Annotated in this window: 24 protein-coding genes; 7 read left to right on the top strand and 17 right to left on the bottom strand. The window is 65.3% G+C overall.

Features of this window, described 5'->3' with window-relative positions; translation table 11 throughout:
* Nucleotides 1-96: 96 nt before the first annotated feature.
* Together AC3WL7_RS00945 and grxD are read right to left on the bottom strand one after the other, a co-directional pair.
* The gene (locus AC3WL7_RS00945) at nt 97-873 is read right to left on the bottom strand and encodes an SDR family NAD(P)-dependent oxidoreductase (RefSeq protein WP_492749024.1); all 777 of its coding nucleotides are present in this window, start codon (nt 871-873) and stop codon (nt 97-99) included.
* On the bottom strand, nt 870-1,190 hold the full coding sequence (grxD, locus tag AC3WL7_RS00950; protein ID WP_079221360.1) for a Grx4 family monothiol glutaredoxin: 321 nt from the start codon (nt 1,188-1,190) through the stop codon (nt 870-872). The genes AC3WL7_RS00945 and grxD overlap by 4 nt, the downstream gene beginning before the upstream one ends.
* Nucleotides 1,191-1,309: 119 nt before the next feature.
* Between grxD and AC3WL7_RS00955 the strand changes: the two genes are divergently transcribed.
* Complete coding sequence (locus tag AC3WL7_RS00955; protein ID WP_108759613.1) at nt 1,310-1,888, top strand: superoxide dismutase; 579 nt, start codon at nt 1,310-1,312, stop codon at nt 1,886-1,888.
* Between the two features lie 138 nt (nt 1,889-2,026).
* Here AC3WL7_RS00955 and AC3WL7_RS00960 read toward each other — a convergent pair whose 3' ends face one another.
* The gene (locus AC3WL7_RS00960; RefSeq protein ID WP_492749028.1) at nt 2,027-3,175 is read right to left on the bottom strand and encodes a 5-(carboxyamino)imidazole ribonucleotide synthase; all 1,149 of its coding nucleotides are present in this window, start codon (nt 3,173-3,175) and stop codon (nt 2,027-2,029) included.
* Nucleotides 3,172-3,675, bottom strand: a complete 504-nt coding sequence (purE, locus tag AC3WL7_RS00965) for a 5-(carboxyamino)imidazole ribonucleotide mutase (protein WP_312707173.1) — start codon at nt 3,673-3,675, stop codon at nt 3,172-3,174. Before purE ends, AC3WL7_RS00960 begins: the two co-directional genes overlap by 4 nt.
* Nucleotides 3,676-3,733: 58 nt before the next feature.
* Between purE and AC3WL7_RS00970 the strand changes: the two genes are divergently transcribed.
* The 4 genes from AC3WL7_RS00970 (at nt 3,734) to AC3WL7_RS00985 (ending at nt 6,325) form a co-directional block, all read left to right on the top strand.
* Nucleotides 3,734-4,003, top strand: a complete 270-nt coding sequence (locus tag AC3WL7_RS00970; protein ID WP_492749029.1) for a Trm112 family protein — start codon at nt 3,734-3,736, stop codon at nt 4,001-4,003.
* Nucleotides 4,000-4,851: a carboxylating nicotinate-nucleotide diphosphorylase gene (nadC, locus tag AC3WL7_RS00975; protein WP_492749030.1), complete on the top strand. Its 852-nt coding sequence runs from the start codon at nt 4,000-4,002 to the stop codon at nt 4,849-4,851. Before AC3WL7_RS00970 ends, nadC begins: the two co-directional genes overlap by 4 nt.
* A gap of 116 nt (nt 4,852-4,967) precedes the next feature.
* Nucleotides 4,968-5,906 (top strand): DUF2272 domain-containing protein, encoded by a 939-nt coding sequence (locus AC3WL7_RS00980; RefSeq protein ID WP_492749031.1) that lies wholly within the window; start codon nt 4,968-4,970, stop codon nt 5,904-5,906.
* A gap of 68 nt (nt 5,907-5,974) precedes the next feature.
* The gene (locus AC3WL7_RS00985; RefSeq protein ID WP_079221353.1) at nt 5,975-6,325 is read left to right on the top strand and encodes a DUF3301 domain-containing protein; all 351 of its coding nucleotides are present in this window, start codon (nt 5,975-5,977) and stop codon (nt 6,323-6,325) included.
* A gap of 109 nt (nt 6,326-6,434) precedes the next feature.
* Here the strand turns inward: AC3WL7_RS00985 and AC3WL7_RS00990 are convergent, their stop codons facing one another.
* The 7 genes from AC3WL7_RS00990 to AC3WL7_RS01020 form a co-directional block, all read right to left on the bottom strand.
* Entirely contained in the window at nt 6,435-6,902 is a 468-nt protein-coding gene (locus AC3WL7_RS00990) for a ClpXP protease specificity-enhancing factor (protein ID WP_492749032.1), read from the bottom strand.
* A gap of 85 nt (nt 6,903-6,987) precedes the next feature.
* The gene (locus AC3WL7_RS00995; RefSeq protein ID WP_108759619.1) at nt 6,988-7,623 is read right to left on the bottom strand and encodes a glutathione S-transferase N-terminal domain-containing protein; all 636 of its coding nucleotides are present in this window, start codon (nt 7,621-7,623) and stop codon (nt 6,988-6,990) included.
* Nucleotides 7,624-7,757: 134 nt separating this feature from the next.
* A complete protein-coding gene (locus AC3WL7_RS01000) occupies nt 7,758-8,507 on the bottom strand; it encodes a cytochrome c1 (protein ID WP_492749033.1) in 750 nt (249 codons plus the stop codon).
* Nucleotides 8,500-9,759, bottom strand: a complete 1,260-nt coding sequence (locus tag AC3WL7_RS01005; RefSeq protein WP_079221349.1) for a cytochrome b — start codon at nt 9,757-9,759, stop codon at nt 8,500-8,502. The genes AC3WL7_RS01000 and AC3WL7_RS01005 overlap by 8 nt, the downstream gene beginning before the upstream one ends.
* Nucleotides 9,759-10,379 carry a ubiquinol-cytochrome c reductase iron-sulfur subunit gene (gene petA / locus AC3WL7_RS01010; protein WP_004151998.1) on the bottom strand — a complete coding sequence of 207 codons (621 nt, stop codon included), beginning with the start codon at nt 10,377-10,379 and terminating at the stop codon, nt 9,759-9,761. The genes AC3WL7_RS01005 and petA overlap by 1 nt, the downstream gene beginning before the upstream one ends.
* A gap of 209 nt (nt 10,380-10,588) precedes the next feature.
* Entirely contained in the window at nt 10,589-11,533 is a 945-nt protein-coding gene (locus AC3WL7_RS01015) for a lytic transglycosylase domain-containing protein (protein ID WP_283222196.1), read from the bottom strand.
* A gap of 46 nt (nt 11,534-11,579) precedes the next feature.
* Nucleotides 11,580-12,548: a helix-turn-helix transcriptional regulator gene (locus tag AC3WL7_RS01020; protein WP_492749034.1), complete on the bottom strand. Its 969-nt coding sequence runs from the start codon at nt 12,546-12,548 to the stop codon at nt 11,580-11,582.
* Nucleotides 12,549-12,629: 81 nt separating this feature from the next.
* On the opposite strand from AC3WL7_RS01020, the gene AC3WL7_RS01025 reads away from it, so the two are divergent.
* Together AC3WL7_RS01025 and miaB are read left to right on the top strand one after the other, a co-directional pair.
* Nucleotides 12,630-13,250: a glutathione S-transferase family protein gene (locus AC3WL7_RS01025; RefSeq protein ID WP_108759624.1), complete on the top strand. Its 621-nt coding sequence runs from the start codon at nt 12,630-12,632 to the stop codon at nt 13,248-13,250.
* 217 nt (nt 13,251-13,467) lie between these two features.
* A complete protein-coding gene (gene miaB / locus AC3WL7_RS01030) occupies nt 13,468-14,883 on the top strand; it encodes a tRNA (N6-isopentenyl adenosine(37)-C2)-methylthiotransferase MiaB (RefSeq protein ID WP_079221345.1) in 1,416 nt (471 codons plus the stop codon).
* A gap of 183 nt (nt 14,884-15,066) precedes the next feature.
* On the opposite strand, the gene AC3WL7_RS01035 is transcribed toward miaB, so the two are convergent.
* The 6 genes from AC3WL7_RS01035 to AC3WL7_RS01060 all read right to left on the bottom strand — a co-directional run bounded on the left by AC3WL7_RS01035 (nt 15,067) and on the right by AC3WL7_RS01060 (nt 24,179).
* Nucleotides 15,067-16,656, bottom strand: coding sequence for a hypothetical protein (locus AC3WL7_RS01035; protein ID WP_492749035.1), 1,590 nt, complete (start codon nt 16,654-16,656; stop codon nt 15,067-15,069).
* A 40-nt stretch (nt 16,657-16,696) separates the two neighbouring features.
* Nucleotides 16,697-18,250 (bottom strand): hypothetical protein, encoded by a 1,554-nt coding sequence (locus AC3WL7_RS01040; protein ID WP_492749036.1) that lies wholly within the window; start codon nt 18,248-18,250, stop codon nt 16,697-16,699.
* 114 nt (nt 18,251-18,364) lie between these two features.
* Nucleotides 18,365-18,505: a hypothetical protein gene (locus AC3WL7_RS01045; protein WP_283222192.1), complete on the bottom strand. Its 141-nt coding sequence runs from the start codon at nt 18,503-18,505 to the stop codon at nt 18,365-18,367.
* A 300-nt stretch (nt 18,506-18,805) separates the two neighbouring features.
* Nucleotides 18,806-19,036, bottom strand: coding sequence for a hypothetical protein (locus AC3WL7_RS01050; RefSeq protein WP_492749037.1), 231 nt, complete (start codon nt 19,034-19,036; stop codon nt 18,806-18,808).
* A 281-nt stretch (nt 19,037-19,317) separates the two neighbouring features.
* On the bottom strand, nt 19,318-20,754 hold the full coding sequence (locus tag AC3WL7_RS01055) for a hypothetical protein (RefSeq protein ID WP_492749038.1): 1,437 nt from the start codon (nt 20,752-20,754) through the stop codon (nt 19,318-19,320).
* Nucleotides 20,755-20,870: 116 nt separating this feature from the next.
* Nucleotides 20,871-24,179 (bottom strand): phospholipase D-like domain-containing protein, encoded by a 3,309-nt coding sequence (locus tag AC3WL7_RS01060; protein ID WP_492749039.1) that lies wholly within the window; start codon nt 24,177-24,179, stop codon nt 20,871-20,873.
* Between the last annotated feature and the right edge of the window lies 1 nt (nt 24,180).

Raw genomic sequence — 24,180 nt, forward strand, 5'->3', positions numbered from 1 at the left:
TTAACACGCTACGCCTTCATTGTGACGGTTGTGCGACAAACGGCACGGGATCGCAACGAGTTCGTGACGGAACCTTCATTCCGTCTTATCGTCCACTTAACTCGCGTCAGTAGTGTGACTGGCGTCAAGTACCTGCCCGCGCCAAGCGGCACCGCCGGCGGAAAGCAGCGCAACGGCCGCTGCGGCGGCCTTTTCCGGGCCTTGGGCGGCCGGATCCTGGTCAACTGAATAGGCACGGGCGCGCAGGGCGGTACGCAATGGGCCCGGATACAGGCCGCTGACCCGGACCGGGCTGCGGCCCAGTTCATCATGCAGGCTGGCGATCAGCCCGCGCAGCCCGTGCTGGGCTACGCCGTAGCCGCCCCAATAGGCCTGCCCCACCCTTTCAGGCGCATCGACGGCGAACACCAGGGCCGCGTCGTCGCGCTGCTTCAGCAACGGCAGGCAGGCCTGGGCCAGCCACGCCGGGGCGGTCAGGGTGACGTGCACGGCGCGGGCGAAACTGGCCGGGTCGGCCAGCTCGAAGGGGGTCAGGCCGGGGAAATGCGCGGCACAGACCAGCAGGCCATCCAGCCGCCCCAGCTCGCGCTGCAGGGCTTGGGCCAGTTCGGCATAGTCATCGGGGCCGGCGCCTTCCATGTCCAGCGGATACAGCAGGGGCTCGGGGCCCACGGCCTGCACCTGGGCATAGACCCGGTCCAGTCGCCGCGGCTTGCGGCCCATCAGGACCACGGTGGCCCCGGCTTCGGCGGCCGCGACGGCCGCGGCACTGCCCAGCCCGCCACCGGCACCGGCAATGAGCACCACGCGGTCCTGCAACGGACGGCCATCGAGCGCCGTATCGGTCGCCGACGTCGATGGCCAGGCACTCATCCCTGGGTGGCCTCTTCGACGATGCGCTTGAGCTCGCCGGCTTCGAACAGCTCCATGACGATGTCGCAGCCGCCGATCAACTCCCCGTTGATGAACAGCTGCGGGAACGTCGGCAGGTTGGAGAAGCGCGGCAGGTTGGCGCGGATCTCCGGCTCCTCCAGCACGTTGACCGTACGCAGGGCGACGGCACCGGCAGCCATCAACGCCTGCACGGCACGGCTGGAAAAGCCGCACATCGGGTATTGCGGGGTGCCCTTCATGAACAGCACGAGCGGGTAACGATCCACCTCGGCCTGGATTTGCTGCATTACCGCCACACCTCACTCCTTGCTTCGCCGGACAAACCGACCGCAGTGGTCGGCTAGACTGCCCACGGTAGCCGCCATTGTAAGCCGATGGAACCGGCTGCCGCCGTCCCCTGGCCACGAACCTGTCCATGCCCGTCGAATTGCCTGCCCTGCCCTACCTTCCCGGCTCCCTGCAGCCGCACCTGTCCGCGCTGACCGTGGAGCTGCACCACGGCCGCCACCATCGCGCCTACGTGGATGCGGTCAATGCCGCCATCGTCGGCACGGAATGGGAAGAAGCGACATTGGAGGACATCGTCCGCCAGGCCCAGGGCAAGCTGTTCGATGCGGCCGCGCAGGCCTGGAACCACAGCTTCTACTGGCAATGCCTGCGCCCGCGTGGCGGCGGCGAGCCGCAGGGCCGGCTGGGCGAACTGGTCAAGCGCCAGTTTGGCGATGGCCAGCGCCTGCGCGAGGAGTTCAACCGCGCTGCGCTGGGCCTGTTCGGTTCCGGCTGGGTCTGGCTGGTGCAGCACCCCGGCGGCCAGCTCGGCATCCAGGCGACCCGCAACGCGGGCACGCCGCTGACCGGCGACAGCACGCCGCTGCTGTGCTGTGACGTGTGGGAACACGCTTACTACACCGACTACCAGAATGAGCGCGCGCGCTATCTGGAAGCGTTCTGGCAACTGGTCAACTGGGAATTCGCGGAGAGCCAGCTGCGCTGAGGCGGACGCCGGCATTGCGGGCCGCCGGGCATGGCCCGGCGCTACCGTAGATGCCCACCTTGGTGGGCGTTGCCGGCCAGCGGCCGGCACTACCGGGGGGGCGTGCCGCCGGGTATCCCGGCGCCGGCACTACCGGGATCAGCCCTTGCGCAACGCGTGTACGGCCGGGGCCACCTGGTCCTGGCGGTCCAGCTCCAAGCCGACCTGCAGCAGTGCATCGGCCAGCGCATTGGCATCATCGTCGCGCAGGGTCGCATGACCCACCTTGCGGCCATCGCGCGGCTGCTTGCCGTAGTCGTGCCAGTGGCCGCTGGCCTGGCCCAGCACCGGTGCCGCATCAGGCATGGCGCCCAGCCAGTTCAACATGCAGGCATGGCCGAGCATGCGGGTGCTGCCCAGCGGCAGGCCCAGCACGGCCCGCAGGTGGTTCTCGAACTGCGAGGTCTCGCTGCCTTCGATGGTCCAGTGGCCGGAGTTGTGCACGCGCGGCGCCATCTCGTTGGCCAGCAGCTCGCCATCGCGGCAGAACAGCTCCAGCGCGAACACACCCACGTACTGCAGGTGCTCGGCCACGCGGCGCGCATAACCAATCGCCGCCTCATGCTCGGCGTCGGACAGCACGGCCGGGGCCACGCTGGCCGAGAGCACGCCATCGACATGCCAGTTGCCGGTAACCGGCCAGGCCTGGAAGCTGCCGTCGCGGCCGCGCACGGCGACCACGCTGACTTCGCGCTCGAAGGCGACGAAACCCTCCAGTATCAGGCCGGTGCGCTCAACCTGGGCACCCAGCGCGTCCCATGCCGCGTCGATGTCGGCCTCGCTGCGCAGGCGGAACTGGCCCTTGCCGTCGTAGCCCAGGCGGCGGGTCTTGAGGATGCACGGCAGGCCGAATTCGGCGGCCCTGGCAGCCAGCTCATCGCGGCTGCGGATGTCGGCGAAGGCCGGCAGCGGAATCCCCAGCTGCTGGAACAGCGTCTTCTCGCTCAACCGGTCCTGCGCAACGGCCAGCGCCGACGGCGGCGGATAGACCGGCACCTGTCCGGCCAGCCACTGCGCACTGTCGGCAGGCACGTTCTCGAAATCGAAGGTGACCACGTCGACCTTGGCGGCGAACGCCGCCAGTGCCTCGCGGTCATCGAAGGCGGCCACGGTGAGCGGCGCCAGCGGGCCGCTGCAGGCGTCGGCCGCCGGGTCGTACAGCTCAAAGCGCAGCCCCAGCGGTGCACCCGCCAGTACCATCATGCGGGCGAGCTGGCCGCCGCCCAGGATGCCGACGGTCAGGCTCATTGGCGCGGATCGTCGTGGGCCATGACATCTTCGGTCTGGCGCGTGCGGAACGCGTCCAGCGCCTGGCCGATGGCCGGCTGGTCGCTGGCCAGCATCGCCGCAGCGAACAGCGCCGCATTGGATGCGCCGGCGTTGCCGATGGCGAAGGTGGCGACCGGGATGCCGGCCGGCATCTGCACGATCGACAGCAGCGAATCCATGCCGTTGAGGGCCTTGGACTGCACCGGCACGCCCAGCACCGGCACGGCGGTCTTGGCGGCGATCATGCCCGGCAGGTGCGCAGCCCCGCCGGCACCGGCGATGATCGCGCGCAGGCCGCGCGGGCCCGCTTCTTCTGCGTAGCTGAACAACACGTCCGGGGTGCGGTGGGCGGAGACCACCTTCACTTCGAACGGAACACCCAGGGCTTCAAGCTTCTGGGCGGCGTGCTGCATGGTTTCCCAGTCGGAGCGGGAACCCATGACGATGCCGACAAGCGGCGCGATCGGGTTGGGGGTCATTGGCCGTCACCTGCCTTAAAGACGTATTCTAGCCGTCTTCCACGCAAGACGAAGAACCATGGATCGCAAGCTGCTTGACCTGCTGGTGTCGCCGGACACCCGCCAGCCCCTGTCCCTGCTGGATGGCAAGGGCCTGGAAGCCCTCAACAAGGCCATTTCCGCCGGCTCGGTGAACAAGTCCGATGGCAACCCGCTGGCCCAGCCGCTGCGCGAGGCGCTGGTGACCCGCGACCGCAAGCAGGTGTTCCGCGTGGACGACGGCATTCCGGTGCTGCTGGCCGAAGAGGCCATCCCGACCGCGCAGATCGCCGATTTCCCCGCCGCATGACCGCCCTGCCGACGCCGGATGCGGCCCTCGTCGCGGCCGATATCGCCCGCGCGTTGGCCGAGGACCTGGGCAGCGGTGACGTCACCGCCGCCCTGCTGCCCGACCAGGCCGACAGCGCCTACCTGCTGTGCAAGCAGGATGCGGTGATCGCCGGCCGCCCCTGGTTCGACGCGACCCATCGGGCGCTCGACCCGGACGTCCGCATTGAATGGCGCGTGGCCGAGGGCGACCGCGTCGCCGCCGGCACCGTGCTGGCACTGCTGCACGGCCGCAGCCGCAGCCTGGTCAGCGCCGAACGCACCTCGCTCAATTTCCTGCAGACGCTGTCCGGCACCGCCACCACCACCGCCCGCTACGTGGCTGCGGTGGCCGGCACCGGCACGCGCATCCTCGATACCCGCAAGACCCTGCCCGGCCTGCGCCTGGCGCAGAAGTACGCCGTGCGCTGCGGCGGCGGCGACAACCACCGCTTCGGCCTGTACGACACGGTGATGCTGAAGGAAAACCACATCCGCGCGGCCGGCTCGCTGCCCGCCGCCGTGGCCGCCGCGCGCCAGCAGTGGCCGTCGCTGCCGCTGGTGGTGGAAGTGGAAGACCTGGACCAGCTGCGGCAGGCGCTGGACGCGGGCTGCGAGCGCATCCTGCTGGACGACTTCGATGCATCGTTGCGCCGCGACGCAGTGCGCATCGCCGCCGGCCGCATTCCGCTGGAAGTGTCCGGCAGCGTCGGCCTGGAGGGGCTGCGCGCGATTGCCGAGGACGGCGTGGACTGCATTTCCATCGGTGGACTGACCAAGCACGTGCAGGCCATCGACCTGTCGCTGAAGCTGGGGCCGCCGCCGGGTTGAGGGTGGGCGCGGGCGCTACCGCTTCGCTCGCCGGGCATGGCCCGGCGCTACCGTTCTCACACCCTGCGTTCACGACGTCACTGCGACGCTGCGGCCATCCCCCACAGGAGCCGCGCATGCGCCGGATGCTGTTGCCTGCCTGCCTGCTGCTGGCCGCCGCGCCGCTGTCAGCCGCCGCCGCCGAAGCCTGCGACGTACCTCCGCGCTTCGGCCTGAGCCCGTTGGCCATCTCCATCCGCAACGCCGCCTGCAACGAACACCGGCTGTGGTACCGCCCCTTCATCGATCGCGACGGGCGCGCGGCCAGCCTCAGCGTCACCGAAGCTGAAAGCGAGCACCTGGCCGACAACGGCCTGATCGCCTGGCAACGCGTGGCCAGCTACTGGCGCGACAGCGGCACGCTCAACGCCATGGGCAGCATTCCCGGCGCCAGCAGTTGCCTGGCGCCGCTGGGCACGCGCTACACCGACAGCGACTGCCGCGCCTTCCTCGTGGACAACCCGTGGTCGGCCGCCTTCATTTCCTGGGTGATGACCCGCGCTGGCGTGCCCGGCTTCACCACCTCGCCGCGGCATATCGACTACATCCGCGCCGCCTACCAGGCCGGGCCGTCCGGCGTGCCGTACCGGCTGGTGGACCCGGCCACGGCCAAGCCGGCACCCGGCGACCTGCTGTGCTTCCTGCGCGACCGCAGCAGCACGCTGAGCTACAGCGGGCTGGTGCAGGCGCTGGGCAACGGCTCGGTCGGGCACTGGAAATCGCACTGCGAAGTGGTGGTGGCCGCCAACCTCGGCGGCGACCAGACCCTGTACCTGGTGGGTGGCAACGTGATGAACACCGTGGCCATGCGCCTGCTGCAGCTGGACCGCACGGGCCTGATCCAGCTGCCGCCGGCACGCGACCGCAGCAGCACCGGCATCGAGCCCGCCTGCACGCCAGGCCGCGAGGATGAGTGCAGCTTCAACCGCCAGGACTGGGCCGCGCTGCTGCAGCTGACCGCGCCTGCGTCGCGGGTGGCACCGCCGCCGGTCCCACCGCCGCCGAATGGACAATGAGCGGGGTGGCTTGATCCGCTGCGTGTTCGCCGCCATCTTTGCGGGATCGAACCTGCACGCGTGACGCCATGCCTACCCTGTTGTTGCTGCTGATCGCCGGCGGCATCGTCTACTTCTTCTGGAACGCCGCGCGTTCGGCTGCCGAACGTGCCGTTGAGCTGGGCCGCAATGCGTGCCGCGCCGCCGATGTGCAGTGGCTCGACCAGGCGGTGCACGCCACCGGCATGCGCCTGTCGCGTGGCGAGGATGGCCGGCTCGGCTTCGAGCGCACCTTCAAGTTCGAGTATTCCTACGACGGCATTGATCGCCATGTCGGCCGCATGGTGCTGCGCGGCGACCAGCTGATCTCGTTCACCGGCCCGGGCGCGGCGCGGATCAGCCAGATCCGCGCGGATGTCGAGGATGCAGAGGACATTTAAGCGGTAGCGCCGGGCCATGCCCGGCGAGCGCGGCGGCAGAAGCGTGCCGACCAACGGTCGGCACCCACCGTTGCATGAGGAAGTGCCGACCAACGGTCGGCACCCACCGTTACTTCACGACGCGCAGGGTCGGGCGACCCTTCGGCGGCGGGCTGGTCGGCGGCCGGTCGTCCGGCGGCGTGTCGCCTGACGGCGTTTCGCCCTCATGCAGCAGCTCGTCGCTGGTCGGTGCCGGCTCGGTGCCCGGAATATCGTCCGGCAGCGCCATGCCCTGCCCGGTCTCGCGCGCGTACACGGCCAGCACCGCGCTGATCGGCACCTGCACCGGATAGCTGGTGCCGGAGAAGCGCGCCGAGAAGCTCACCATCTCGTTGTTGATCATCAACTGCACCACCGCGCGCTCGGCGATGTTGAGCACCACCCGGCCATCCTTCACCGCCGAGGGCGGGACCTGGACGCCGGGAACGCCGGCGTCGACCAGGATGTGCGGGGTCAGCTGGTTGTCGTTGATCCATTCCACCAGCGCCCGCAGCAGGTACGGGCGGTGGCTGGTCATGTGGAAGAAGTCGTCGGTCATGCGTGAAGTGTACGCGCCCGACGCCCCTGCCGGGGCGGATCGCCTGCACGCCGGTGGGCATGCAGACGGGATGCGGCCGCCAGGCTCAGCCCGGCAGGTCGCGCAGCTTCTTTTCCTGGTCGGTCAGGCTGCGGACGAAACCGGGGTGGCGGAAGATGCGGTTGCCGTAATCCTCGATGGCCTTGCCATCCTTGGGCAGCGGCACGTCCAGCGACTGCAGGCGCCAGATGATCGGCGCCATGGCGCAGTCCGCCAGGCTCATTTCCGGGTTGAGGAAGAACTTGCTGGCCTTGAACAGCGGCAACGAGGCGGTCAGCAGCTCCTTCAGCCGCTTGCGGCCGGCCTCGGCCTGGGTCTTGTTGCCCAGCTGGATGGCCTGCACCTGCGGCACCCAGTCGTGTTCGATGCGCAGCATGGCCAGGCGGATGCGCGCACGCGAGAGCGGATCGACCGGCATCAGCGGCGGATGCGGGTAGCGCTCGTCGAGGTACTCGCTGACCACCGAGGCGGCGTACAGCACCAGCTCGCGCTCGACCAGGGTCGGCACCGAGTGGTAGGGGTTGAGGTCGATCAGATCTTCAGGCGGATTCTGCGGGTCGACAGGAACGAAGTCATAGCTGACCCCTTTGGCCGCCAGGACCAGGCGTACCCGGTGGCACAGGACATCATCGTTCGAGGAAAACAGCGTCAGTGTATTGCGCATGCGTACGCTCGCCGCCATCAAAGGCTCTCCCACGACAGGAGACCGCCTGCCGCATCGGCGCCGCCAGCACCGTGCCGGCGGTCGACTCCTCCCCGAGTGTGCAACCGACCATCACAAAAGCCAATAGGCTTTGCGCTGGGGCGGCCGCAGAATCAGTGCACGTCCTTCCAGTATTCCTTCTTCAGCAGGTACAGCAGGAAGGTCAGCAGGGCCAGGAACAGGATCACCCACACGCCCAGCTGCTGGCGCTTCAGTGCGGCCGGTTCACCGGCGTATTCAAGGAAGTTGGTGATGTCCCGCACGGCCTGGTCGTACTGCCCGGCATCGACGTTGCCCGGCGATTCCAGGCGCAGGCCGGTGACCGGCGGGTCCATGCCCGGCGCTTCGGCCTTGCCGTGCACCGCGTGCTGCAGGCCCTGCATCTCCCACAGCGGGTTGGGCATGGACGCGTTGGCGAACAGGGCGTTGTTCCAGCCCAGCGGACGGCTGCTGTCCAGGTAGAACGACTTGAGGTAGGTGTAGATCCAGTCGCTGCCGCGTACCCGCGAGATCAGGCTGAGATCCGGCGGCATCTTGCCGAACCATTTCTCGGCCTGTTCCTTGGGCATCGCCACCGGGATCGGATCACCGATCGCCGAGCCGGTGAAGTTGAGGTTGGTCATCACCTCTTCCTCGCTCAGGCCCAGGTCCTGGGCCATGCGCGAATAGCGCAGGTACTTCAGCGCGTGGCAGCCGGAGCAGTAGTTCATGTACAGCTGCGCGCCGCGCTGCAGCGATGCGCGGTCACCCAGGTCGTTGCCGGCCTGCAGCAGCTTGGTGCCACCCTCGGCGGCGGAGGCCAGGAAACTGCCCAGCATCAGGGTGGCCATCAGGGCCAACCGGACCATCCAGCGATCAGTCATGGGTGGTCACCCTCTCCGGTACCGGCTTGGTCCTGTCCAACCTGGTCCATAGCGGCATGGTGATGAAGAACGCGAAGTACAGGAAGGTCAGCACCCGCCCGACGTAGGTCTCGTGCGCGTCGGTGCCCGGGCCCGAGCCGATCACGCCCAGCCAGACGAAGCACACCGCGAACACCCCCAGCAGCACCTTCGACAGCAGGCCTCGGTAGCGGTAGGACTTGACCCGCGCGCGGTCCAGCCACGGCACCAGGAACAGGATGGCGATGGCCGAGAACATCACCAGCACGCCGCCCAGCTTGTTGGGCACCACGCGCAACATCGCGTAGTACGGCGTGTAGTACCAGACCGGCTTGATGTGCTCGGGCGTCACCAGGCGGTTGGCCTCGGTGAAGTTGTCATGCTCCAGGAACAGGCCACCAAAGGCCGGCGCGAAGAAGATGATGAAAGCCGCGATGATCAGCAGGAAGCCGGCACCGACGCCATCCTTGAGCGTGTAGTACGGGTGGAAGGGAATACCGTCGGCCGGGGCGTTCGGCGACCAGCGGTTGCCCTTCGGCCCCTTCTTGATCTCCACGCCATCAGGGTTGTTCGACCCCACTTCGTGCAGTGCCCCCAGGTGCAGCACCACCAGCAGCAGCAGCACCAGCGGCAGGGCAATGACGTGCAGGGCGAAGAAGCGGTTGAGCGTGGCGTCACTGGGCAGGTAGTCGCCCATGATCCACTCGGTCAGGCCGTTGCCGATGACCGGTATGGCACCGAACAGCGAGATGATGACCTTCGCGCCCCAGAAGGACATCTGGCCCCACGGCAGCACGTAGCCCATGAAGGCTTCGGCCATCAGCACCAGGTAGATCAGCATGCCGAGGATCCACACCAGCTCGCGCGGTTTCTGGTAACTGCCGTACAGCAGCCCGCGGAACATGTGCAGGTAGACCACGATGAAGAACAGCGAGGCCCCGGTGGAGTGCATGTAGCGGATGAGCCAGCCCCACTCCACGTCCCGCATGATGTATTCGATGGAACCGAACGCCTCGGCGGCGTTGGTCTTGTAGTGCATCGTCAGGAAGATGCCGGTGACGATCTGGTTGACCAGCACCAGCAGCGCCAGAGAACCGAAGTAGTACCAGATGTTGAAGTTCTTCGGCGCGTAGTACTCGCTGACATGCTTGCGGTAGACCGGCATCAGCCCCGGCGCGCGGGCGTTGACCCAGTCGGCCACGCCGCTGGCGGTACGGGCGAGGATATTGGCCATCAGGCTGCCCCCTGCGGATCGACACCGATGATGATGGTGTTGTCGTCCTGGTAATGGTGCGCGGGCACCTTCAGGTTGATCGGCGCCGGCACGTCCTTGAAGACGCGGCCGGACATGTCGAAGCGCGACTTGTGGCAGGGGCAGAAGTAGCCGCCCTTCCACTGCGGGTCGTAGGGCTCGGGCCGGATCTCGGCGACCATTTCAGGCGAACAGCCCAGGTGCGTGCACAGGCCGACCAGCACGGAGATGTCCGGCTTGATCGAGCGCAGCTCGGGGTTCTGCTTGAGCACGTAGTCCGGCTGCTGGTCCTTCTCGCCGGACTCGGGGTCCTTGAGACGGCCATCCAGCCCATGCAGTGCATCCAGGATCGCCTTGGACCGTTTGACGATCCAGATCGGCTGCCCACGCCATTCCACGATCAGGCGTTGGCCTTCCTGCAGGGCGCTGATGTCGGCCACCACCGGTGCGCCGGCAAGCTTGGCGCGGGCACTGGGGTTCCAGGATTTGATGAAAGGAACTGCGGTGAATCCGACGCCGACGGCGCCCACCACGGCTGTGGTGGCAGAAAGAAAACGCCGACGTCCGGTGTTGACTGGATCGTGTACCCCATCGTTGGCCATCCGGCACTCCGATATTGATTAGGTAGCTTTAAGGCTGCCAGCGGATCCGGTGGGGGCCAGAGCCGCATTGAATCATGGGCGAGTGTAGCGGAACCGTCTCGCGCCACACAACGCATTGCAACAATCTTTTGAACGCGTGCCGACCAACAGTCGGCACCTACCGACAGTCGGCACCTACCACCGAATGCGCGCCGACCAACGGTCGGCACCTACTGCTTGCTCAATTCGGTGCGGTAGCGATCGGCCAACTGGCCGACGCGGCGCACGTAGTACTGGGTTTCACTGTAAGGCGGTACGCCACCGTGGCGGTCGACCGCGCCTTCGCCGGCGTTGTAGCCCGCCGCGGCCAGGGTCAGATCGCCATTGAAGCGCTTCAACAACCATGCAAGATACTGCACGCCGCCACGGATGTTCTGGCTGGCGTCGTAGGAATCACTGACCCCGAAGCGTGCGGCGGTCGGCGGCATCAACTGCATCAGGCCCTGTGCGCCGGCGCGGCTGAGCGCGGTCGGGTTGTAGGCCGACTCGGCATGGATGATCGCGCGCACGATCGCTTCTTCCACGCCGAACTCGCGCGCAGCCGAGGCGATCTCGGTCTGGAACGCGGTGGTGTTGAGGCGCACGCTGCCGAAGTCCACGCGCGGGTTGACCCCGCAGGCGTAGCAGCGCTCCATGAAGCTGTAGCGGATGGTGCGCACCGGGCCAAGGTTGGCCACCTGGGTGGGGCGCGCACTGGTGTAGTGGCGCACCCCGTCCTGCATGTACGAATAGACCTGGCCACTGACCATGCGGCCACCGCGCGGCGTGGCGGCGGCCTTGGCCGCGGGTGCAGCGGCGGGCGTGGCGGCGACGACGGGGCTGGCAGCGCTGGCGGCTACCGCGACCGGATTGCGCTCGGCACTGGCCACCTGGGTTGGGGCCGGGGCCGTGCTGGCGGTCTGCACGGGCGCGGCGGCCGGTACCGCCCGCGGCGCAGCCGGGCGGCGGGTGTCGCGGGTATAGCTGATGCTGCTGCAGCGCGCGCCGGGCACGCGCTTGCTGACATAGCTGGTGACGCCGTCGGCGCCCTGGCACTTGAACAGGGTGCCGGCGCTGGCCGGCGCAGCGGTCAGCGCAGCGATGATGATCGCCGTTGTCCCCAGTATCCCCTTCATGGCGGCGAGTGTCCCAGCTTCGCCCGGGCTTGCCAAGCGGCCCCGCTCAGTCCGTGACCGCCGGCACAGCCAGCAGCTTGCCCAGCCCGGCCAGGCGCTGGGCCAGTTCATCCCGCAGTTCCGGCGGGGAGGTCCACAGGGCCAGCGGCAGCCGGTCCAGGCTGAGGATCTGGGCCAGCATCATGCCGCGGCTCTCGGCCCCCATCCGCAGCAGGCAATGGTCGGCGCCATCAGGCTCCAGCACCCCGCACCAGGGCGGAATGCGACCCTCCAGCTCGGCCTGGCTGCCCGCCAGGCGAAGGATGGCCTGCAGGGTGAAAGGCGCCTGGCTGACTGCCTGCCGGACCATCACGTCCGGCGGGGCCGGGGTGCGCCGATGCAGGCCAGGCTGCGGTTGCGGCTGCACCGCGCCCATCCGGTCCACGCGCAGGGTGCGCCAGTCCTCACGCACCAGATCCCACGCCAGCAGGTACCAGCGCCGGCCGTAATTGACCAGATGCTGGGCCTCGACCTGGCGCTGGGTCACCACGTCCTGCGCGCTGCGGTATTCAAAGGCCAGCCGTGCCGCCTGCCGGCAGTGCTGGGCCAGCCGCCCGAGCAGGCGTGCATCGGTGGCCGGCAGGTCGGACAGGGTGGCGGTGGCCGCGTGCACCTCGCCGGCCTGCTGGCGGCGCCGTGCCGGTACCAGCGGGTCGAGCTTGGACAACAGGCCACGCGCGGTGTCGTCGATGCCGGACACGGTGGCCGAGGCGGCCCGCAGGGCGATGGCCAGGGTGGTCGCCTCGTCCTCGTCCAGCAGCATCGGCAGGACCGGCGCACCGGCGCCAAGCCGGTAGCCACCCCCTACCCCGGCCGAGGCCTGCACCGGATAGCCGAGTTCGCGCAGGCGTTCGATGTCGCGGCGGATGCTGCGCCGGTCCACGCCCATGCGCTCGGCCAGCTCGGCCCCGGACCAGTGCCGGCGGGCCTGCAGCAGGGCGATCAGTCGCAGCAGTCGGTGGGCGGTATGGCGCATGCGGAATCGAGGACAGAAGTCGTCCGCGATTGTGCCCCAGCATGGCCTCCCGGTTCACCACCCCTCGCAAGGAGCCCTGCCATGACCGCACGCCAGATCACCCTCTACCACGCCGCCCGTTCACGCTCGAGCGGCGCCGTCGCCCTGCTCGAAGCCCTGGACGCCGACTACCGCCTGCAGGTGCTGGACCTGAAGGCTGGCGCCAACCTGGCCCCGGCCTACCTGGCCATCAACCCGATGGGCAAGGTGCCGGCCATCATCCACAACGGCGCGCTGGTGACCGAACAGGTGGCCATCTACCTGTACCTGGCCGACCTGTACCCGGAAGCCGGGCTGGCGCCGCCGATCGGTGACGGGCAGCGCGGGCCCTACCTGCGCTGGATGGCCTTCTACGGTGCCTGCTTCGAGCCGGCCATGACCGACAAGGCCATGCATCGCGAGCCGCCGCCGCGGATGATGTCGCCCTACAACGATGCCGAGACCGTGCTGCAGGTGATCGAGGCGCAGCTGGCGCAGGGGCCGTACCTGCTGGGCGAGACCCTGAGCGCGGCCGACATCCTGTGGGGCAATGCGCTGGGCTGGATGCGCGAGTTCGGACTGGTGCAGCCGGCCCCGGCCACCGCGGCCTACATCGACCGGATGAGCACGCTGGCCGCGTTCGACCGGTCCCGCCAGATCGACGCGGAGCTGGTGGCGGCGTAACCGCTGCAGGCAACGACCGCCGGGCGGCGCGGGATGCGGGTAGCGCGGGGCCATGCCCCGCGAGCGCGCAGCGCGGCGCCCCTGACATTCCGCCGGGCGCGGCCCGGCGCTACCGGTCGCCCGGAACAGCCGAAAGGATCCCGCGCGGGTCACGGCGGGCGGCGCGGGATGCGGGTAGAATTGCCCGCTTTCCCGCCACCCGAATGGATTAAGCGCCATGACCGGGACGCCAGACGTCTTCCCGCCCGCCCCGGGCGGTACCCCGCTCGTTGCCCTGCCCGCCGGTCCGCGCAAGCCCGACCAGGTGAAAGGCAAGCTGTACATCAAGACCCACGGTTGCCAGATGAACGAGTACGACTCGGCCAAGATGGCCGACGTGCTTGCCGCCAGCGATGGCCTGGAACTGACCGATACCCCGGACGACGCCGACGTCATCCTGGTCAACACCTGCTCCATCCGCGAGAAGGCGCAGGAAAAGGTGTTCAGCCAGCTCGGCGTGTGGAAGAGCCTGAAGAACAAGGGCCGTGAAGTCATCATCGGTGTGGGCGGCTGCGTGGCCTCGCAGGAAGGCGAAGCGATCATCAAGCGCGCGCCGTTCGTGGACCTGGTGTTCGGCCCGCAGACCCTGCACCGCCTGCCGGAACTGATCCGCGCCCGCCGCGAGCAGAAGCGCCCGCAGGTGGACATCAGCTTCCCCGAGATCGAAAAGTTCGACCGCCTGCCGGAACCGCGCGCCGAAGGCGCCTCGGCGTTCGTCTCCATCATGGAAGGCTGCTCCAAGTACTGCTCGTTCTGCGTGGTGCCCTACACCCGCGGCACCGAGGTCAGCCGCCCATTCGAGGACGTGGTGGTGGAAGTGGCGCAGCTTGCCGCGCAGGGCGTGCGCGAGATCAACCTGCTCGGGCAGAACGTCAACGCTTACCGCGGTCCCTACGGTGATGGCGAGTTCGCCGACCTGGGCCTGCTGATCCGCACCATCGCCGAGATCGACGGCGTGGGCCGCATCCGCTTCACCACCTCGCATCCGCTGGAGTTCAGCGATTCGCTGATCGACGCGTTCCGCGATGTGCCGCAGCTGGCCAACTTCCTGCACCTGCCGGTACAGGCCGGCAGCGACCGCGTGCTGTCGGCGATGAAGCGCGGCTACACCGCGCTGGAATTCAAGTCGAAGATCCGAAAACTGCGTGCGGTGCGCCCGGACATCTCGATCAGCTCGGACTTCATCGTCGGCTTCCCCGGCGAGACCGATGCCGATTTCGAGAAGACCATGAAGCTGATCGAGGACATCGGCTTCGATCACAGCTTCTCCTTCATCTATTCGCGTCGCCCGGGTACCCCGGCCGCCGATCTGGAGGACACGATCAGCGATGCGGAGAAGCATGCGCGCCTGTCGCGCCTGCAGGAACGCATCAACGCGCATGCGGCCGGCATCTCTGAAAAGATGGTCGGCACCGTGCAGACCGTGCTGGTGGAAGGCCCCTCGCGCAAGAACCCCAATGAGCTGACCGGCAAGACCGAGAACATGCGTTCGGTGAACTTCCCGGCGCCGGCGCGCCTGATCGGCCAGTTCGTCGACGTGGTGATCACCGAGGCACTGACCAATTCGCTGCGAGCACGCGTGGTGGCGGAGTAAGGCGTGCCGGCCAATGGCCGGCCCCTGCCGGTCGGACCCCTGCAGGGGCGCCGACCTCGCCAGCACGGCAGGCGTGGTGATTTTTTCACCACGCCATGCAGAGCCTTTTGGTGCAAGGCTCTGCGCCACCTATCCACAGGTTGATTGGGCTTCGTTCCACAACGGATGTGGAAAAGCTGGGCGTTAGAGCGGAGAGCCTGCAGCCAGAGGCCGGTCGCGCCATCCATAGGTGTCCGTCAGGAAACCACTGACCCCGTTGTTCTGGTAGACGACAACGCTACGATCACCTTTGCCGCAGTGCATCTCATCGCGTGATTCCGCGCCCCCTACAATTTTTCCGCACACCAGCTCGCGCTGGGGACGGCCCCGCCGGTCAAAGCGAAACACTCTGTAGCCTTGGCCCGACCCCTGGAGCACGCGCGCATCGAATCCGTCTGCGGCAATGGCGTCTTCCGGCATGGGTACGTCAGGATTTTCCCAGGCATTGATGACCTGCACCAGGCGCCCAGCCTCATCGTAATCCTCCTGGCGATAGATCGGCCCGGACTCGTTGGCCCAGACCCGCCGGCGCATTTTGTGGGAACCTGCATCAAAGACTTCGTGAACCCGCATCTTCTCCGCAACGCGATGACTACGGATCCGGGGATAGGTCGACAGTTTCGAGAACCCGTTCATTCCCACTTCGGCGGGAATGGTGACGTTGACGAAGTCGTACCGCAGGTCTGCACCCTTCACGCCCAACCGGGTGACGGCATCCTGATAGAGAGGCTGCGCATCGGCCGGTAACAGATCCTCTTCCATGCCGTCGATCACGTAGACCCCCACCCCCTGGTCGAGCCGAGCCATCGCATACGCCTGATATCCCGACCCGCTCCGCCCGGAAGGACGCGCGTACGCAGCGGCGCCGGTCCAACCGTACGTGCCTCTGACGGATGCCATCACGTTCTGCCCCGTCGATGGCGCCGGTGGCTTGGAGGCGATAGAACCATAGAAACGGCCCTCCTGGTCGAGCAGAAGGCGTTGCACCAGCGCATTACCCTGATCCATCTGGTCACAGGACGGGGCATCTGCCCGGCGCAGATAAAGGGGCGATGGTTCTGCAGACCATGTCGGGCGGCCCTGCCGGTCATATCTTATGCAGCTCACCGACTGGCTGAACAACGTGCCATCCGGTCCACGCCCGTGCTTGCGGATCTCGACGAGGCGTTCCTGGTCGTCGTAGAGATAATCACGCGCCTCCGCGAGCACGAATTCGTTGGAAATCGTCCGGAGCAGCTCGGCAACCGCTGTTTTCGCTGAAGGATCAATGTCGACGGCGACTGGAGGGGATAAAGGCACTTCGCGCGGCACCAGACCGGCTGCTGCCGAGTCCCAGCTATCGTACTCGCGGCTCTGCCACAGTTCCTCGCGACAGATACGCTCACCGGCCCCGCCTTCCGACCGGACATAGACAATGCTCCCACCCAACCGCGAGAAAGGAAGCGTGCGTGCCGCCGAACTGGAACTCCTGAGCCTGATCTGCGGAACCGTGAGGCTACCATCGGCCGTGGGCGATGCGCCCCTCAGCTCCGTTGCGTACTGTTCGATCAGCGGGGACGTCAGAACGCTGACGTCCTCCATCTTCCAAGGGGAAACCCAAGGATCGTCTGCCACACCGCCCCCACAGGCCCAGGCCGAGGAGCTGAGCACGGCATACGCCAGCACCACGCCCCCCGCCAGCTTCCCCAGGCGCTGCTGGCGCTTGTGAGTACTTCTCGCATCCATCGACTTCATATGACTGCCTCCTTGCATGCATCGCTTTACGTAGAGAGTCCTACTCGCCCGGCAAACCGAGCTTCGTGGTCCCAAAACCGTACTTGGTTTCCATCAGCTTCTTCACCGGGCCCATGCCCTCCACGATCATCTTGCCGTCGGGCGTGCCGCACCGCGTGCCCACCTGCGTCCTGCCGTACTGCAGCTCGGCTTCACGACTGCGCTTGGGGCGGGGGTCGGGCTCCCACCAGGGGAAATGGGCGTAGGGCTTGTTGGTCGAGACCTCGTAGCGCCAGCACACGAACGACAGGGTCTCTTTGCCGGCAGCGTCGTAGTCATACACGCGGTAAGAGCTGTAGCCATTGGTGAGCGGCGTGAGCTTCAAAACGCCCTTCTCGGCGTAGGCGCGAAGGTTCTCGGTGTAGCCGTCAGCGGGGACCGGGCCGGACAGGATCACCCGCGTGAGCTTGCCATTTGCGTCGTAGTTTTCCTGCCGATTCAGATCCAGCGAGCGCCATTGGCGTTCGCGGGGATGCTTGGCACCTGGGGAGAAAATTTCGAAAATCCGGCTGTGCGACCGGTGGCGGTACTCGCGCACGCGGGTGTAATCGGTTATGCCCTCATACAGCCCCGTTGCAACTTCCATTGGCACGCGCTCGCCGGGGAATCTGTAGACCAACATCTGTTGACCGTCCTGACTGCGCTCAGCGAAAAGAGCTGTCGCATCGGCGGGAGCGATAACGAATGAGTAGTCTTCAATTCCACGAATTCCTCCTTTCTCGCTACCATAAAACATGCTGCCGATCCGCGTGCGTTGATTGGCAGCTCCGATATAAATACTTCCGCTCGCGTACCACGCGCCATCGGTCGCCTCTGTTCCAATACCGATGTCCTCGCGATAGGGATCCTCACCCGCCTTACGCGTGGCTTTCTTGGTCAAATCAGTGGCCAGCGACCCGTCCGGCCGATAGGTGAAGTACCAAGCATCACTTTTGGACGCCTTCACGCGAAGCTGGGGACATGTAAAGTCTGCATCATCCGATACACTGACACCTGAACTCTCATTTGCCACCTCTACGCGACCGTATTTGTCATACAGCGCGCAGAATGTCGTGACCCTGCGTCCTGCGGCGTCAATCTGTTGAATCGATGTCAACTTACCTGACACGTCATAATCAAGATCGTACGCCTTGTAAAGCTCGAAGTACGGATAAACATGCCTGACTGCAGGATGCAGCCTTGCAGGAGGCTGTGCGTCAATCAGCTTTTTCTCCCGCTTTTTCCACTCCTCAGCGCGACAGATCCGTTGGCCGTTGGCACCATTTCCCAGGTAGTAGACCGAGCCACCCTCCGAGTCGAATGGCTTGTTTTTCAACTCAGCCACCTCAGGACCGAACCTGATTCTTATGTAAGGCGCCACCTCGTAAGCACGACCCAGGCTGGCGCCTACCGCAGCCGTCTGCCCCCTCGGTCTTGGCTCAAACTTGATCACCAGGCCATTGCCTTGAAAACGATCAACGCCTTCCTTTATTGAATTACAGCCTGCATGCGCAGCCTGCGCGACGCATAGAGAACTCAACGCAACCAGAGCTTTCAGCAGCAAATATTTGCTCACACCTTCCCTCCTTGACTCAAAGCAGCATGTCGATTCGAATGAGCGAGTTGAATGGATCGATTCCCCTGAGCAGGCGCGGCAGCCATAATTTCGCTGGGCATTGTGGCAGCCGGGTCATCCATTCCACTCCCCCCACAGCAGCGGCATGGTGACCCAGAAGCCCTGAACACCGATGCGTTCTTTACTGCCCCGAAGGAAATCCGTCGCCTTGCGCACATCATGCCGACCGATGGCACTGGTCACAGTGTCGTTCACGACACTAGGTTCCTGCATGAAGTCTGGCTGCAGGTCAGGTGGTTGTGCGTACAACATGCGCTTGATGTGCCTCTTGTCACTCAGACCCGCTGCAGGGAACCCATGAAACACAGAATCGTAGCGCGCGAACGAATCGCGAGGGACATTGGTAAAAACACGCTGATAGGCATCCGAATTAGCATCAGCAATCTCCCTGATCCTCCGCCAGGTTCTGGTGCTTGCCGGCTTTTCAATTTGTAGATCAGGACTCGCCGTGCTGAACCAAGGGTAGTAGCCTTTGATTGCACCAGAGAAAACGAATTACCCCCTCTTCTCAGGCTTCGCCTCAAGCGACTGCCCCAGTAACTTCCTCAAAAGCTTCATCCGCAGATCCCGCGCAAACTTCCGGGTTATCACCTGCACGCCATTACCCAGGTCCAGCGACTGGGCCGCACCATCCACGATCACCGCGTCGATCTCGGTATCGCCCGTGCCCAGCAGACTCCGGTCGTTGCAGTTCGCACTTCCAATGATGGCCACGGCGTCGTCCACGATCAGCAGCTTGGAGTGTACGTAACACTATCCAGCTTGAGTCCGAGTTCCTTGCCCCCCCTTCTTCTCCAGGGCGTGCAGTGCCGTACCCGAAGATCGCGCGATCTGCACGCTGACGTTCCCGGCCTTGCCCGATCGGGCCAGGTCGCCAAACAGTGCCTGCATGCCGCCCATGGACTGCAGCCACTGATCACTCAAGGGCGTCAGTTCCATCCCGCGCGCCAGCGTGGTCTACGCCGACAGGCCGGCGCCTGGCACGAGGTCGGGATAGAAGTCTCGCCCTACTCGCCCGGCAACCCCAGCTTGGTCGTCCCAAAGGCGTACTTGGTTTCCATCAGCTTCTTCACCGGGCCCATGCCCTCCACGATCATCTTGCCGTCGGGCGTGCCGCACCGCGTGCCCACCTGCGTCCTGTCGTACTGCAGCTCGGCTTCACGACTGCGCTTGGGGCGGGGGTCAGGCTCCCACCAGGGGAAATGGGCGTAGGGCTTGTTGGTCGAGACCTCGTAGCGCCAGCACACGAACGACAGGGTCTCTTTGCCGGCAGCGTCGTAGTCATACACGCGGTAAGAGCTGTAGCCATTGGTGAGCGGCGTGAGCTTCAAAACGCCCTTCTCGGCGTAGGCGCGCAGGTTTTCGGTGTAGCCTTCGTCACCAGAGACCGGGCCGGACAGAATCACCCGCGTAAGCTTGCCATTTGCGTCGTAGTTCTCCTGACGATTCAGATCCAGCCTGCGCCACTGGCGTTCGCTCGGATGCTTTGCCTGCGGTCCGAATACTTCGAAAATCCTGCTATCCGAACGGTGCAGATACTCACGCACACGGGTATAGCCTGTGACTCCTTCAAAGTACTCCTTGGCGACCTCTGGAGGAACACGCTCACCCGGGAACGTGTACCGCACCTCCTGCGACACGCTCCGACTGCGCTCTGCGAAAACTGGAGTGGCGTCAGATGGAACCAGCGTAGCGGAAGGACTTTGCACCCCTACAAGCCCTCGCTTTTCGCTGCCATAGAAGCGAATGCCGACAATCCGCTTCAGTTCAGCATCGTCGACATTGACGAAGCCCCCCACAGTCCAGGCACCATCGGTCGCCTCCGTTCCAAGGCCGGTGTCCTCGCGGTAGGGATCCTCACCTGGCTTACGGGTGGCCTGCTTGACTACATCGGAAGCGCGCAATCCATCCGGCCGATAAGTGAAGTACCGAGTGGTAACGCGGGATGGCATATCTCGGAGCTGCGAACACTGGAACTCTGGCTTATCCGAGACAATCAACCCAGAACTCTCATTTGCCACTTCTATGCGACCCTTTTCGTCGTAGAGTGCACAGAACGTTGTGACCCTACGCCCTTTCGCATCAACATTCTGAATCGAAGTCAATCCACCAGCCAAGTCATAATGGAGCTCATAGCTCCTGTTCAGCTCGAAATAGGGATACACCGGCCTCACCGCAGGATGCAGGCTCTCAGGCGGCACCTGCCCAATCAATTTGGATTCCCGCCTCTTCCACTCTTCAACGCGGCACAGCCGTTGCCCTTGAGCGCTTTCTTCCAAGTAATAAACAGCACCACCATTCGAGTTGAACGGCTGATTGTGCAGCTCACCGAGGTTTGGTTCGACACTGATCCGTACGTAGGGGGCAACTTTGTTCGCGCGACTAAGGCTGGCGCCTACCGCATCCACCTCGTCTGATGGGCTTGGCCTGAACTTGATCACCATCCCACCATCCTGAAACCGGAGGCCCTTCTCATTTGACGAACCGCAGTCTGCAAGCGCGGTTTGCACTCCACACAGGCCTCCCAAGGCCACCATCGCCCTCAACAGTAGATGCCCACTCATACCTGCTCTCCGTGCCCCCAAGAACCATGTCGACCCGAGTACGCTAGTTCAGTTGACCGATTTCCCTCAATAGGTACGACCGCGATGATCTCGTTCGGCATCGCTGCAGCCGGATCATCCATCTCACTCCCCCAGAGGAGTGGCATGGTCACCCAGAAGCCCTGAATCCCGCGGCGCGTTTGGGTACCTCTGAGGAAATCCGTCGCCTTACGCACGTCATGCCGCCCCACTGCACCGGTCACGTAGTCATTCACAACACTTGGCTCCTGCATGAAATCTGGCTGCAGATCTGCCGGCTGCGCGTAGAGCATGCGCCTCACGTGCCCTTTGTCACTAAGACCTGCCGCCGGGAATCCATGAAACACAGAGTCGTAGCGAGGGAATGAGTCGCGAGGGACATTCGTGAAGACACGCTGATAAGCTTCCGAATTGGCATCCGCAAGCTCCCTGATTCCCGTCCAAGTTCTGGTACTTGCCGGTTTGTCGACCTCCAGGGTTGGAACTTTTTCGCTGAACCAAGGGTAGTAGTCTTCGGTTGCATTAGAAAAGACGAATTGCTTACCCCCCTTCTCAGGCTTCGTCTCAAGCGCCTGCCCCAGGAACTTCCTCCAAAGCTTCATCCGCAGATCCCGCGCAAACTTCCGGGTTATCACCTTTACGCCATTACCCAGGTCCAGCGACTGGGCCGCACCATCCACGATCACTGCGGCGATTTCGGTATCGCCCGTGCCCAGCAGGCTGCGGTCGTTGCAGTTCGCACTTCCAATGATGGCCACGGCGTCGTCCACGATCAGCAGCTTGGAGTGTACGTAACACTGCTCGGTCACCACATACAAGGGTGTGGCCTGGTCCGCGCCGATCGTGTGCGGCGCGTAGTGGTTCTTGTGGTTGGTGTCAGCAAGCACCCCGTAGCTTCTCAGGTTCATTACCGACAGGTACTCCTTCCACCGACCTGCCTTCACCTCCGCCTGCAGGTCGGCCTCTTCCACGCTCGCCTCGCGGATGTCCTTGTCGCGTGCGATCAGTGAACGGCAGATGCGGCGGATGAGGCTGTCGTCGCCGCGCAGCAGCGTCTGCTGCACCCAGTACTGCTGCTTCAGCACGGCACCGTCGAACAGGCTGCCTTCCGGATGCACGGGCAACGTGATGTACACGTGGAACCCCTGCCTGGCCACGATGGCGCGACGGATGCGCGCGGCGATGGCCGCCACCAAGGGGTTGCTGGCCGCTGACTTCACGCCCTGCTTCCGCGTGACCATGTTCTGGACCACGCCGGCCTTTCCAAGAGGACCACTCATGCCCACGCCCTTGTCGACGTAGCCTGCCTTTTTCTTCTCGGCCTCGGTCATTTCCCGGCGCTCGCCCCCCTTGATCGCGGTCTCCACCGCACTTCCTGGCCCGGCGTCGGACCATCCGCAGTCGGAAATCAGGAACTGCGTCTCCAGGTAGACGAAGGCACTGGCCGAGGCGATGCAGTTGACCATCGCATCAAGGATGGAATGCATCGGCTGGTCGCGCTCCCAGTAGGGCTGCAGGCAACTGGCATCATCCAGCTTCAGGCCGAGCTCATTGCACCCCTTCTTCTCCAGGGCATGCAGTGCCGTACCCGAAGATCGCACGATCTGCACGCTGACATTCCCGGCCTTGCCCGGTCGGGTCAGGTCGCCAAACAGTTCCTGCATGCCGCCCATGGACTGCAGCCACTGATCACTCAAGGGCGTCAGTTCCATCCCGCGCGCCAGCGTGGTCTGCTCGGGCACATCCGTCCCGACCAGGCCGTTGGCCCCCCGGATTCCCCAGTTCAAGCTTTCGCGTACCACCGTGCCGATCTCGCGGTCACCGCGCTGGTTCTGCCAGACCATGGCATTCCAGCGGTGCATGAAGTTGCGGCAGATATCGAACACCGCCGGCCCCTGCAGCCGCGCGTGCACGTCCTGCCACGGCATGCGTGGCTGGCGCCCGCTGTCGAGCAGCCGCTGGATGCGATCCACCGGCTCGTTGATCCACTTCACCAGCGATTCCCAGGCCTGCTTCGCCTTGACGATCTTGCTCTCGATCTCGGCATACTTGGCTTCCGCGTCCTTGACCAGCGAGGCGGGATCGCGCACATATCCCACAACGGTGGTGGCCGTGTTGACCGGGCCCAGAATGGCGTCCTTGATCGCGGCCTTGCGCTCATCGAACCATTCACCGAATTTCTTCGCCGGGATCCTGGCGAAAGCTTCCGCGGCACGCGCGGCAGCCGCAACTGCCTCGCCGACATTGAGCTTGACCGCCTCGTCGGCGGCCCTGTTGGAAGCGGCAGTGACCTCGGCGTACTCCTTCTCGATTTCTGTCAGCCAGCCCTTGATGGCAAGGAAGGTCTTGGCGACCGTACGCTGCACCTTTGTTGCTTCTTCCATGCCTGGGATGACCCATTCTGCGAGCTTGCGGATGCCCTCGCGTTCCAGCGCCTCCGGCACACCCAGCTTGTCCGCGTAGTCCTGCAGTTCGGCCAGCGCAGCGCCGGCGTCCCACTGCGCCTTCATCCGGTCCAATGCGATGGCCAGGCCCGGCACGTACGCCTGGGCAAAGCCGGGGCGGACACGGCCGGCCGCATCCGGGCTGGTATCGGGCTTGTCCAGGGTCAGGTCCTGCTCAGCCCTCGTCATGCCGCGGAACTTGCTCAGGCAGTTGTTGTAGTGATCATTGAGCACATGCAGCCTGGGGTCGCAGACCACGTCGAAGTTGCCGTCATCCCATCGCCCATGCGCGATGTCCAGGCCCCCAACGAAGCCGATGTGCCCATCCACGACCAGGATCTTCTGGTGGTGCGAGAAGGCGATATTGAAGGCATCGGTGCGGCCGGTGGCCGGGTTGTGCAGGCCGACCTGCACCTGCCCCGGCGTGTTGGCATCCTGCATCTTGTACAAGGCCGTACGCGCCTCGTTTTCGTGGGTATAGGCCGCCGCCTCGACACTGTCGTAGAGCAGCACCCGTACATCCACGCCGCGCTGGTTGATGGCGTCGAACAACAGTTCACTGAGGCGACTGGCGTGGGCGCCTCCGCGTTCGTCCATCTCGGTGTCGAAATTCATCTGCCAGTCGGCGATGAAAATGAATTTCTGCGCATTGCGGATGGCGTCCGCCATTGCCTTCATCGCCGAACGCCCATCGGTGAACGCATCGACCTTGTTGCCTCGCCGGACGGGCGCGAATTGGCGATCGGGTGGTGCGTAGTAATCACCGCTGGTGGTGCCCTTCTGCCCGTCCAGGCAGGTCAGGGCGGTATGCGGGACGCTGCCCAGTGTGGTGCCATCTGCCATG

The organism is Stenotrophomonas sp. FW305-3-2-15-E-LB1 (genome assembly GCF_058787375.1).

Excerpts from the sequence above, each read along its gene's own strand:
- AC3WL7_RS01035 (WP_492749035.1), bottom strand. The coding sequence starts at position 16,656 with ATGAAGTCGATGGATGCGAGAAGTACTCACAAGCGCCAGCAGCGCCTG.
- AC3WL7_RS00955 (WP_108759613.1), top strand. The coding sequence starts at position 1,310 with ATGCCCGTCGAATTGCCTGCCCTGCCCTACCTTCCCGGCTCCCTGCAG.
- AC3WL7_RS00985 (WP_079221353.1), top strand. The coding sequence starts at position 5,975 with ATGCCTACCCTGTTGTTGCTGCTGATCGCCGGCGGCATCGTCTACTTC.
- AC3WL7_RS01000 (WP_492749033.1), bottom strand. The coding sequence starts at position 8,507 with ATGACTGATCGCTGGATGGTCCGGTTGGCCCTGATGGCCACCCTGATG.
- AC3WL7_RS01020 (WP_492749034.1), bottom strand. The coding sequence starts at position 12,548 with ATGCGCCATACCGCCCACCGACTGCTGCGACTGATCGCCCTGCTGCAG.
- petA (WP_004151998.1), bottom strand. The coding sequence starts at position 10,379 with ATGGCCAACGATGGGGTACACGATCCAGTCAACACCGGACGTCGGCGT.
- nadC (WP_492749030.1), top strand. The coding sequence starts at position 4,000 with ATGACCGCCCTGCCGACGCCGGATGCGGCCCTCGTCGCGGCCGATATC.
- AC3WL7_RS01005 (WP_079221349.1), bottom strand. The coding sequence starts at position 9,759 with ATGGCCAATATCCTCGCCCGTACCGCCAGCGGCGTGGCCGACTGGGTC.
- AC3WL7_RS00960 (WP_492749028.1), bottom strand. The coding sequence starts at position 3,175 with ATGAGCCTGACCGTCGGCATCCTGGGCGGCGGCCAGCTCGCCCGCATG.
- AC3WL7_RS01015 (WP_283222196.1), bottom strand. The coding sequence starts at position 11,533 with ATGAAGGGGATACTGGGGACAACGGCGATCATCATCGCTGCGCTGACC.
- purE (WP_312707173.1), bottom strand. The coding sequence starts at position 3,675 with ATGACCCCCAACCCGATCGCGCCGCTTGTCGGCATCGTCATGGGTTCC.
- miaB (WP_079221345.1), top strand. The coding sequence starts at position 13,468 with ATGACCGGGACGCCAGACGTCTTCCCGCCCGCCCCGGGCGGTACCCCG.
- AC3WL7_RS00980 (WP_492749031.1), top strand. The coding sequence starts at position 4,968 with ATGCGCCGGATGCTGTTGCCTGCCTGCCTGCTGCTGGCCGCCGCGCCG.
- AC3WL7_RS00995 (WP_108759619.1), bottom strand. The coding sequence starts at position 7,623 with ATGGCGGCGAGCGTACGCATGCGCAATACACTGACGCTGTTTTCCTCG.
- AC3WL7_RS01055 (WP_492749038.1), bottom strand. The coding sequence starts at position 20,754 with ATGGTGATCAAGTTCAGGCCAAGCCCATCAGACGAGGTGGATGCGGTA.
- AC3WL7_RS00970 (WP_492749029.1), top strand. The coding sequence starts at position 3,734 with ATGGATCGCAAGCTGCTTGACCTGCTGGTGTCGCCGGACACCCGCCAG.
- AC3WL7_RS01060 (WP_492749039.1), bottom strand. The coding sequence starts at position 24,179 with ATGGCAGATGGCACCACACTGGGCAGCGTCCCGCATACCGCCCTGACC.
- AC3WL7_RS00945 (WP_492749024.1), bottom strand. The coding sequence starts at position 873 with ATGAGTGCCTGGCCATCGACGTCGGCGACCGATACGGCGCTCGATGGC.
- AC3WL7_RS01025 (WP_108759624.1), top strand. The coding sequence starts at position 12,630 with ATGACCGCACGCCAGATCACCCTCTACCACGCCGCCCGTTCACGCTCG.
- AC3WL7_RS00990 (WP_492749032.1), bottom strand. The coding sequence starts at position 6,902 with ATGACCGACGACTTCTTCCACATGACCAGCCACCGCCCGTACCTGCTG.